Annotated in this window: 1 pseudogene; it reads left to right on the forward strand. The window is 58.8% G+C overall.

Annotation, left to right across the window (positions count from 1 at the left end):
- Positions 1–566: pseudogene (locus tag UF05_RS26340) on the forward strand (hypothetical protein); the annotation flags it as partial.

The following is a 566-nucleotide window of genomic DNA, read 5'->3' on the forward strand; positions in this document are numbered from 1 at the left end:
CAGAAACCAAGTGCGGATGCGTCTAGCGGTGAGCCAACTTCGGCACAAGGTAATGCATCAGAAGGTATTGATTCCGGTGTAGGTACGCCAGAAGCGACACCGAGTGTGGACGCGGCAACGGGTGAGCCAAACACGGCAGACGACAAGAATGCTATGGGTGAAAGCACCCCAACGCACGAAAGCGGTGAAAGCCTACCGTCGGTAGAGCCAGAGCAAGCGTCGTCGGGTCCGGCGAAGCGTTGGCCAGAAGTGAAGATTCCAGCTCGAGTGATCACCAGCGCGGGCAACGCGAGCATCGATGGCAACCCAGGTTACCGTCCAACACGCGTCGACAGTAATGGTGAGACGATGGGCTATGAGATGCGCGATCGCATACCAGCCTCTTCGACGCCATCGGCAAGCACGGGACCGTCATCGAAGGGCAGTGTGAACGCAGAAGGGAACGCGCCGCAAACGGGTACACCAGCACAAGCAGGCAGCTCGAAGGGTGTGGAGCCAAATGTGGCAACACCAGAGCAGAAACCAAGTGTGAACGGGGCTACCGGTGAGCCGACTTCGGCACAAGG

The sequence above is a fragment of the Vibrio sp. S457-15 genome (genome assembly GCF_000960545.1).
In the GTDB taxonomy this organism is placed as follows: domain Bacteria; phylum Pseudomonadota; class Gammaproteobacteria; order Enterobacterales; family Vibrionaceae; genus Vibrio; species Vibrio parahaemolyticus.